This is a genomic window from Brevundimonas sp. UBA5866, assembly GCF_002432125.1.
Lineage (GTDB): Bacteria > Pseudomonadota > Alphaproteobacteria > Caulobacterales > Caulobacteraceae > Brevundimonas.
Map to the genome: position 1 here is coordinate 1 of NZ_DJFS01000040.1, position 9,848 is coordinate 9,848.

Consider the following 9,848-nt stretch of genomic DNA (forward strand, 5'->3'; position numbering starts at 1 on the left):
ATCAAGCGCGCCCGCTACCTGGCCCTGCTGCCGTACGTGGTGAAGTAAGATGAAGGTCGTTCTGCTGGAACGCGTCGACAACCTCGGCGCCATCGGCGACGTCGTCACTGTTAAGGACGGCTTCGCACGTAACTTCCTCCTGCCGCGCGACAAGGCTCGCCGCGCCACGGAAGCCAACCTGAAGGCCTTCGAAATCGAGCGTGCTGCTATTGAAGCCCGCAACGAGAAGAACAAGGCCGACGCTCAGGTCATCGCTGACAAGATCGACGGCGAAACCTACGTCATGATCCGTCAGGCTGGCGAAACCGGCCAGCTGTACGGCTCGGTCGCTGGCCGCGACGTCGCTGAAGCCATCAAGGCTGAAGGCGGCAAGGTCGAGCGTTCGCAAGTCGTGCTCAACACCGCGATCAAGACCCTCGGCATTCACGAAGTGCTGGTTCGCCTGCACGGTGAAGTGTCGGCGACCGTCAAGATCAACGTGGCCCGTTCGGCTGATGAAGCCGAGCGTCAAGCCCGCGGTGAAGACGTCATCGCTTCGCGCTTCGACGACGAGCGTGCTGCTGCTGAAGAAGCTGCTCAAGAGCTCATCGAAGGCGGAGCCGGTCAGCAAGAAGGCTTCGGCGAAGAAGCCTAAGGCTTTTTCATCCGCTTTCGCTGATTGCGATCAAGGATTGGGGCATCACCTTCGGGTGGTGCCCTTTTTCTTTGCGCGACCTGTATCCAGGCTTTCCCGCGCCACAAACAGGGAATGGTCGCGCGCTTTGTTGTTTAGTTTTTCTACGCCTGTATTCAGATAATCTCGATATCGCACGGCACCGATCGGCCTCAGGGTGGCGGGGTTCAGTCTGTGGATCGCGCTCCAAGGTGCGCGCGAACCACGAGCCCGTACGGCCGATGCTCGCTCCTCCCAATCAGGCAGGCCTCGTCCGGATGAGGCTTCAACGTGGGGAGATGCCTATGTCGATATTCGGTTCAGTTCCGCAATTTCGGAACCCGACCTGTCGCCACCGTCAGCCGGACTGACCTACCCGAACACGCAGAAAATCTGATCTGTCCGCTGCCGATGCGCGGACGAAGGCCCGCCACGCGCGGCCACACCCGGAAAGCCTGACATCAAAATGCTCCGCTCTTTCGCTACCCGCTCCGCCCTGTTTGCCGCCGCGTCCGGCTCGGCCCTGCTGATCGCCGCAGGTGCCCACGCGCAGGAAGCCGACCAAACCACCAGCGTCGATGACATCGTCGTCACCGGCACCCGCGTGGCCAACCGCTCGCGCCTCGATACCGTGGCCCCGGTCGATGTGGTGACCGCCGAAACCCTTGAACAGCGCGGCTCGACCGAACTGGCCACCCAGTTGGCCGCCAGCGTCCCTGCCCTGAACTTCCCGCGCCCGTCGGCCACCGACGGCACCGACTCCATCCGTCCCGCCACCCTGCGCGGTCAGGGACCGGACCAAACGCTGGTTCTGGTCAACGGCGTGCGACGCCACCAGACCGCCCTCGTGAACCTGAACGGCTCGGTCGGTCGCGGCTCGTCTGCGGTGGACCTGAATGCCATCCCGTCCTCTGCCGTCGAGCGCATCGAGGTGCTGCGTGACGGTGCCGCCGCCCAATATGGCTCTGACGCCATTGCCGGTGTGCTGAACCTGCGTCTGCGCGAAGCCCGTGAAGGTGGCGGGGCTACACTCACCTATGGCCAGTACATCACCGACTACACCGGCTTCTATGGCCGTGCCGACGATATCCGCGACGGCGACACCCTGACCGTCTCGGCATGGCAGGGGTTTGCCATCGGCGACGAAGGCTTCCTGACCGCCTCGGTCGAATACCGCGACCGCGACCGCACCAACCGCTCGGACATCAACCCGACGTTGGGCCGCATCACTGGCGGTCAGGGCGATGCCCAGACCGAAGACCTGTCGGTTTACCTGAACGCCGGCGCGCCTATCTCGGCCAACTGGGAAGCCTATGGCTGGGCGGGATATCAAAAGCGTGACGGCTCTGCCGCCGCCTTCTATCGCACCCCGACCGATGCCACCCAGAACCCGGACTATGGCTCGGGCCGCAAATATCCGGATGGATACCTGCCCTTTATCCTGACCGACACCACCGACTGGACCGCCGCCGGCGGTGTTCGCGGCAACATTGGTGAATGGGGTGTGGACATCAATCTGGGCTACGGCTCGAACAAGATCGAGTTCGGTGCCGAGAACACCATGAACCCGACCTATGGCCTTAACGGCCCGACCGAGTTCAAAGCGGGCTCGCTGAAATACGACCAGCTTGTGCTGGGTATCGACGCCAGCCGTGGCTACGATCTGGGGTGGTACGGCCCGCTGAACGTGGCCTTCGGCCTTGAGGCCCGCCGCGAGACCTACAGGATCGGCGCGGGTGAGGAAGCCTCCTATGCGCGCGGACCGGTCCTGACCGCCGGTGGCAGCACCCTCGCCTTCGGCTCGCGCGGCTTCACCGGCTTTACGCCTGCCAACGAGGTTGACGAAGACCGAAGCAATGTCGGCGTCTATCTGGATCTGGAAGGCGAAGTCGTCGAGGGCCTGACCCTGTCGGGTGCCGTCCGCTACGAGAACTATTCGGACTTTGGCGACAATGTCTCGGGCAAGTTCGCGGCGCGATACGACTTCAACCCGAACTTCGCCATCCGCGGTGCCGTCTCGACCGGCTTCCGCGCGCCCAGCCTGCAACAGCAATACTATACCCAGACCTCGATCCTCTACATCAACAACGTCCCCTATGAGACAGGCACCTACCCCTCGGTCAGCGAGGTGGGCAGGGCTCTGGGCGGAACGCCGCTGGAGGCCGAGGAATCGGTAAACTACTCGCTGGGCTTCGTCCTGCGTAACGGCCCGTTCGAGCTGACCGCAGACGCCTATCGCATCGATATCAAGGACCGGATCATCCTGTCGGAAACCCTGACCGGTTCGGCCACCGCTGCTGTCGGCACCAACGGCCGCACCATTTTCGACCTGCTGGCCCCGTATGGCGCATCGGCAGCCCGCTTCTTCATCAACGGCGTGGACACCGAAACCACCGGCTTGGACGTTGTCGCCCGTTACCGCGCCGAAACGGCGGCGGGCCACCGCCTCGACTTCACGCTGGCCGGTAACGTCAACGACTTCAAGGTCACCAAGACCCCCGTCACCGAAAGCGGCATCCTGCCGACGCCGACCACACTGTTCGGGCGTCAGGCTGTCTACCGCTTCGAAGAAGGCACCCCGCCGTGGAAGGTGGTGTTCCAGACCGACTGGGAAGCCAGCAAGCTGGGCGGCACATTCCGTCTGACCGGCTATGGCGACGTTCTGGCCGCAGGTGCATCCGAAGCCACGGACCTGCAACTGGGCGACGCCCTGATCGCGGACGTCGAAGCCCGTTACCGCTTTACCGACAATGTCACTCTGTCGATCGGTGCGGACAACGTCTTTGACCAGTATCCGCGCCAGAGCCTGCGCGAGAACAATACGACGGGGGCTTTCCCCTTCTCCAACTTCTCGCCTTACGGATTCAACGGTCGCTATGTTTACGGACGTCTTGCCTTCAAGTGGTAAGACACTGTTAACTATTGATAAAGCTAAAGGACGTCCGATTTCGGGCGTCCTTTTTTCACATTCAGCTAAGGTTCAGGCTGTGGACCTTAGATCAAACACAGCCTTATATATCCGCCAACAACCTGGCCGTGATCGGAGCATCTTCACCACCATGACTCGTCGCATCGCAGTGAAAGCCATTGGTTTATCCGCCGTTCTCACGGTTATGACCACGGGCCTGCCCGCCGTGGCGCAGTCGCAGATGACCGTGGCCCAGTTCCTTGAAATCGGTCAGGATATTCCCCGCAACCGTGCCGCAGCCATGCTGCGCTCCGAGACACGCCAGCTGATCCGTGTCGCGACCAGCGCCGTCAACCAGATCAAGGCCGAACAGGCCTCTGCCGAAAAGGCAGGCCGCCGTCCGGCCACCTGCATTCCTTCGACCGGCACGGGCATCACGCCCGAAACCCTTGTCGCCCGCTTCGAGGGGATGCCTGTCTCACGCAGAAATCTGACGGTGACCCAAGCCATCCGTGAATGGATGGTTGAACGTTATCCCTGTCGCGGCTAAGCCCGCTTCTCCTCTAAATCCCCGCATTTAACAGGCTGTGGATAACCACGGCTGTGGATGGGGACTGATATTAGGTGGCCGCCCCGATGCACGAGGCGGCCCGCTCTGTTTGATTGGCGTTCATGAATTATCTCGCTTCGGCCCCTGAACCTGTCTCCATCACATCGATGCCCCACAATCTCGAAGCCGAACAGGCGCTTCTGGGGGCACTGATGTTCGACAACGGGGTGTTCGAACGCCTGAGCGACCGCCTGCGCGACATCCACTTCTACGAGCCCTTCCACCAGCGCCTGTTCAAAGCCATCGAAGAGCACATCCGTCAGGGCCTGCTGGCAGAGCCGACCATCCTGATGGAGCGTTTCAAACAGGATCCGGCCTTCGCCGAGTTCGGCGGTCTGCGCTATCTCGCCGATCTGGTGGACCGTGCCCCGCCCGCGGCCAATGCACCCGACTATGCCCGCGTCATCTATGACCTGGCCCTGCGCCGCGAACTGATCCGCATCGGCGGACAGATCGCCAAGGAAGCCCCCGATCCCGAACGTCCGGCCGAAGACCAGATCGAACAGGCCGAACAGACCCTCTATTCGCTGGCCGAAACGGGCAAGCCTTCATCGGGATTCGTCTCCTTCTCCCACGCCCTTGCGGGCGCTGTGGAAATGGCCGGTGAAGCCTACCAGCGCGAAGGCAAGCTGGCCGGTCTGGCCACGCGCCTGGACGACCTCGACCAGAAGCTCGGTGGCCTGCACCCGTCCGACCTGCTGATCCTCGCAGGGCGTCCGTCGATGGGCAAGACGGCGCTGGCGACGAACATCGCCTTCAACGTCGCCCGCAACTACAAGTACGAGATACAGCCCGACGGCACCCGCAAGACCGTCGATGGCGGCGTGGTGGCCTTCTACTCGCTGGAAATGAGCGCCGAACAGCTGGCCATGCGTATCCTTGCCGATGCGTCGGGCGTATCCTCGGACAAGCTGCGTAAGGGCGAGATCGATGCCAGCGACTTCGCCAAACTGCGCGAGGCCGCCATCGAGATCGGTGAAAGCCCGCTCTATATCGACGCCACCGGCGGTATTTCCATCTCCAAACTGGCGGCCCGCGCGCGCCGTCTGGCCCGTATGGACCACGGCCTCGACCTCATCGTGGTCGACTACCTCCAGCTCGTGACCACCGGCGAAAGCGGCAACAAGAACCGCGTGCAGGAAGTGTCTGAAATCACGGGCGGTCTGAAGGCTCTGGCCAAGGAACTGAACGTTCCGATCATCGCCCTGTCGCAGCTGTCGCGTCAGGTGGAACAGCGCGACGACAAGCGCCCGCAGCTGTCCGACCTTCGTGAATCCGGCTCGATCGAGCAGGACGCCGACTGCGTGATGTTCGTGTACCGTGAAAGCTATTACGTGGGCCGCGCCGAGCCGACCGAAGGCACGCCCGAACACCTGGAATGGCAGGAAAAGATGGACCGCCTGCAGCACATGGCCGAAGTGGTCATCGGCAAGCAGCGTCACGGCCCCATCGGCATCGTGAAGCTGGCGTTCGACGCCAACACCACGCGCTTCGGCAACCTGGCCAAGGATGCGCGTTACGAAAGCCACGACTACGAATAGGCCCGTCCCCGTCCTACGGAACGGGCTGGACCGTCCCGCGCTTAAACCATGAAAGGCGATCCCCGCCTTCGGAGCTTTGTCATGCGCAGGGCGGTTATTGCAGGAATGGGTATGATGGCGGTTCTGGGCGGCTTCGGCCTCATGTCATGCGCAAAATCCGAAGACCAGACGCGCGGCGACTCCGCCGCCGCCGGGTCGCCGGATGAACCCCGCAACCGTACGGGCCAGACGCCCCTGCTGGTCGCCGTTTGGGAAAACGACATCGAAACGGCCCGCGCCCTGATCGCCGCCGGTGCCGACGTCAACGCCAAGGACGACATCCACGACAGCCCCTATCTGGTGGCGGGGGCCCAAGGCCGTACGGAAATCCTTGAACTCATTCTCGGCAGCGGTCGGGCCGATCTGAAAAGTACAAACCGCTATGGGGGCACGGCCCTGATCCCCGCCGCCGAGAAAGGCCATCCCGAAGCCGTGCGCCTGCTGCTGGCGGCGGGTGTGGACGCCGATCACGTCAACCGTCTGGGTTGGACGGCGCTGATGGAAACGGTCGTCCTGTCAGATGGCGGCCCGATCCACGTCGAGATCCTCGAGACCCTGCTGGAAGCGGGGGCCAATCCGAACATCCCCGACCGCAACGGCGTCACGGCCCTTACCCATGCACGCCGTCAGGGCTTTTCAGATATGGTCCGGTTGCTGGAACGGCACGGCGCACGCTAGCCGCCCGCTGGCAGGAAACCCTGACGCCTGCCGCCGGGCAAGGTCGCCGACTATGACTGGACCAAGACAACGGCCCGCAGTAACGGGTTCGCGTCATCTATGGCGTCGGACACACCTATCTGCTGAACCGTTTCGCCTCGGAAAGAGGCGCATTCAGGGTTCAGGATGCCTCGCAAGAACTGAATATCTCTGCTGACGAGGCAAAATAATCCGACAACCTGTTGCGGGCGCGGGTCAGGGGCGTAGAACGTCCGTATGTCTTCGATGTCCGCATCCCTGCCCGCTTCGCTTACGGTCGACCTCGGTGCCCTGGCCCGCAACTATCACACGCTGGAAGCCCTGACGGGCCGCCCTGTGAACCCTGTCGTCAAGGCCGATGGCTATGGCCTCGGCGCGGTGGCGGTGGCGCGTCGTCTGATGGCGGAGGGTGCGCGGACCTTCTTCGTCGCGCGTGCGGCAGAAGGCGTGATCCTGCGCGAGGGACTAGGTGCCGAACCGACCATCTATGTGCTGGACGGTGCACACGGCGAGAACATCCAACTCATCCGCCAGGCGAACTTGCGCCCCGTGCTCAACCAGCCCGCACAGGTCGAAGGCTGGCTGTCATCGGGCGGTGGCGACTGCAGCCTGCAGATCGACACGGCCATGAACCGCCTCGGCTACCGCGTAGAAAATGCGCCTGAACCGTTCGACGGGCTAAAGCTGGTGATGACCCACCTCGCCTGCGCGGATGAGCCCACCAACCCGCTGAACCGCCAGCAGCGCGACGCCTTTGATGCCGTCTCGCAAAAATATGCGGGCGTAACCCGCAGCTTTGCCAATTCTGGCGGCTGTTTCCTTGGCGAGAACTTCGGCTTTGACGTCGTGCGTCCGGGCATCTGCCTGTACGGCGGCGGCCCTGAAGGCAGGCCGCACGAGAAGATCGCCCCTGTCGCCACCTTGAACGCCCAGATCATGCAGGTGCGCGACGTTCCGATCGGCGAAACCGTCGGCTATTCGCAAGGCTATAGGGTCGAAAAGCCCGTCACCGTCGCCACATGCGGCGCGGGCTATGCCGACGGCGTCCTGCGTTCCTACAGCCCCAAGGGGCAGGTCTGGGTCGCGGGCGAGCTGCGCCCAATCATCGGCCGCGTCTCGATGGACGTACTGGCGGTCGATGTCACGGGCCTGGACGTCAAGGCGGGCGACACGGTCGAAATCTTCGGTGCCAACCGTATGATCGACGATGCCGCCACCGCCGCGGGCACCATCAGCTATGAACTGCTGACCTCCATCACGCCGCGCGTGCCGCGACTATATGTCGGTTGAATATCTGGCGAACAAAAAAGGGGCTCCGGCAGGAGCCCCTTTTCCATTCCACCGGATCGACCGGCGCGACGTACCGAACAATACCACTCAGATGTCCGGACACGCGGGATCAGGAAATGAATGCGCCGAATGCCATGAACGGCAGGGCAACCAGCCAGCCAAACACACTCACGATCACATTCAGCACGAAGCTGACCAGAATGGCCACGATCGTATAGAGCACGGCCTTGTCCTCCGGTGCCTTTTTGACGGGGCCCAGCCCCAGATACAGCAGGTAAAAACCGTATAGCGCCGCGAAGAAGCCCAGGAAGGCCAGAACCGGTATCAGGTTGAAAACACCCGCCAGCCAATAAGGCGTCATGGCATAGACTGCCAGTTTCATCGATTGGAGCATGTTCTGCTCGGCACCGAAGCTGGAGGCCAGCCCGTCGATGATGATGCCCAACAAATAAACCGCGATCAGCGACAGGACATAGGTCACGGCTGACGCAACCAGAACACCTACAATGCCGCCCATATTGAACAGGGCCGCTCCCACCAGACCACAGACAGGTCCGATGGCGGCGAGGATCATGGCATACCGCGTGAACAGCCCCTTCACCGTCGCCGTTTCGGCAGCGATGACCGGCCATTCCAGCTTGGGCCGAAGGATGATGCCCTTGGCACGATCCACCAGTTTGGGATCCAGCGCGGACGGGTTTTCCATAGTCATCTAGGAGGCTCCGGACAGTGATTTTCTACAAATTACGGCGATTTCCCGAAAAGCCAGCACATTTCCTGGTCCCGGCGACCACAAGTTGGTGATCGTCCGTCAGAAACGGACGCAAGCGATTTTCACACGCCTATTCCCCGGCCCCGCGTCTGCTAAGGTCCGCGCATGGCTCGTGACTCGTCTCTTTTCGTCTGCAAATCCTGTGGTGCCGTTCATGGCAAGTGGTCGGGGCAATGCTCCGGCTGCGGGGAATGGAACACGCTGGTGGAGGAATCCAAGGCGGCCCCGCCCGGCGCGATGAAGCCCACGGCCACCGCACGCGGTCGCGGCCTGACGTTCGAGACACTGGCGTCCGAAACGCCCGATCCGGCCCGCATCATCACGGGCGTGACCGAGTTCGACCGCGTGTGCGGCGGCGGCGTCGTGCCCTCCTCGGCCATCCTGCTGGGCGGTGATCCGGGCGTCGGCAAGTCCACCCTGCTGCTGGAAGTGACGGCCAAGGCCGCGCGCAGCGGTGCCCGCGTGGCCTATATCTCGGGCGAAGAAGCCATCGAACAGATCCGCGCCCGCGCCAAGCGCATGGGTGTGGCCGATGCCCCCGTGGCGCTGGCCTCGGCCACTTCTCTGCGCGACATCCTGACCACGCTGAAGCGCGACAGGTTCGACATCGTCATCATCGATTCCATCCAGACCTTGTGGTCCGACGTGCACGAGGCCGGCCCCGGCTCAATTACACAGGTTCGCGCCTGCGCTGCCGAACTGGTCCGCATGGCCAAGAATGACGGCCCCGCCATCATCCTTGTCGGCCACGTCACCAAGGACGGCCAGATCGCAGGCCCCCGCGTGGTCGAGCACATGGTCGATGCCGTCCTCAGCTTCGAGGGCGAGCGCGGCTATCCCTTCCGCATCCTGCGCGCGGGCAAGAACCGCTTTGGCGCGACCGACGAGATCGGCGTGTTCGAGATGGGCGACACCGGCCTGCGCGAAGTCTCCAATCCCTCCGCCCTCTTCCTCGGCGAAGGCAAGGAAGGCGCGCCGGGGGCCGCCGTGTTCGCCGGTATCGAAGGCTCTCGCCCCGTTCTGGTCGAGATACAGGCTCTGGTCGCGCCGTCGGCCTATGGCACGCCGCGCCGGGCCGTCGTGGGCTGGGATTCGGGCCGTCTCGCCATGCTTCTGGCCGTGCTGGAGGCCCGCTGCGGCATCACCTTTGGCGATAAGGACGTCTATCTGAACGTCGCGGGCGGCATGCGGATCAACGAACCCGCCGCCGACCTTGCCGCCGCCGCCGCGCTGATCTCCTCCGCTTTGGACAAGCCGTTGCCCAAGGGCTGTGTCGTGTTCGGCGAGATCGGCCTGTCGGGCGAGGGGCGGGCCGTGGGCCGCGCCGCGGCCCGACCGCG

Annotated in this window: 8 protein-coding genes; 7 read left to right on the top strand and 1 reads right to left on the bottom strand. The window is 63.3% G+C overall.

Translation table 11 applies throughout. The features are described 5' to 3' along the window. The first annotated feature begins 49 nt into the window (after positions 1-49). The 6 genes from rplI to alr all read left to right on the top strand — a co-directional run bounded on the left by rplI (position 50) and on the right by alr (position 7,736). Positions 50-634 carry a 50S ribosomal protein L9 gene (rplI, locus tag B3H86_RS04740; protein WP_292051509.1) on the top strand — a complete coding sequence of 195 codons (585 nt, stop codon included), beginning with the start codon at positions 50-52 and terminating at the stop codon, positions 632-634. 484 nt (positions 635-1,118) lie between these two features. Continuing rightward, positions 1,119-3,560, top strand: coding sequence for a TonB-dependent receptor plug domain-containing protein (locus B3H86_RS04745; RefSeq protein ID WP_292051511.1), 2,442 nt, complete (start codon positions 1,119-1,121; stop codon positions 3,558-3,560). Between the two features lie 205 nt (positions 3,561-3,765). Then, positions 3,766-4,110 (top strand): hypothetical protein, encoded by a 345-nt coding sequence (locus B3H86_RS04750; protein WP_292051514.1) that lies wholly within the window; start codon positions 3,766-3,768, stop codon positions 4,108-4,110. Positions 4,111-4,232: 122 nt separating this feature from the next. After that, positions 4,233-5,711, top strand: a complete 1,479-nt coding sequence (locus B3H86_RS04755; protein WP_292051516.1) for a replicative DNA helicase — start codon at positions 4,233-4,235, stop codon at positions 5,709-5,711. Positions 5,712-5,792: 81 nt separating this feature from the next. Next, the gene (locus B3H86_RS04760; RefSeq protein WP_292051518.1) at positions 5,793-6,428 is read left to right on the top strand and encodes an ankyrin repeat domain-containing protein; all 636 of its coding nucleotides are present in this window, start codon (positions 5,793-5,795) and stop codon (positions 6,426-6,428) included. A 264-nt stretch (positions 6,429-6,692) separates the two neighbouring features. Beyond that, complete coding sequence (gene alr, locus B3H86_RS04765) at positions 6,693-7,736, top strand: alanine racemase (RefSeq protein WP_292051525.1); 1,044 nt, start codon at positions 6,693-6,695, stop codon at positions 7,734-7,736. Between the two features lie 109 nt (positions 7,737-7,845). Here the strand turns inward: alr and B3H86_RS04770 are convergent, their stop codons facing one another. Further along, on the bottom strand, positions 7,846-8,448 hold the full coding sequence (locus B3H86_RS04770; protein WP_292051520.1) for a Yip1 family protein: 603 nt from the start codon (positions 8,446-8,448) through the stop codon (positions 7,846-7,848). 165 nt (positions 8,449-8,613) lie between these two features. Between B3H86_RS04770 and radA the strand changes: the two genes are divergently transcribed. Then, a partial coding sequence (gene radA, locus B3H86_RS04775; RefSeq protein ID WP_292051522.1) for a DNA repair protein RadA occupies positions 8,614-9,848 on the top strand: 1,235 nt, incomplete at its 3' end.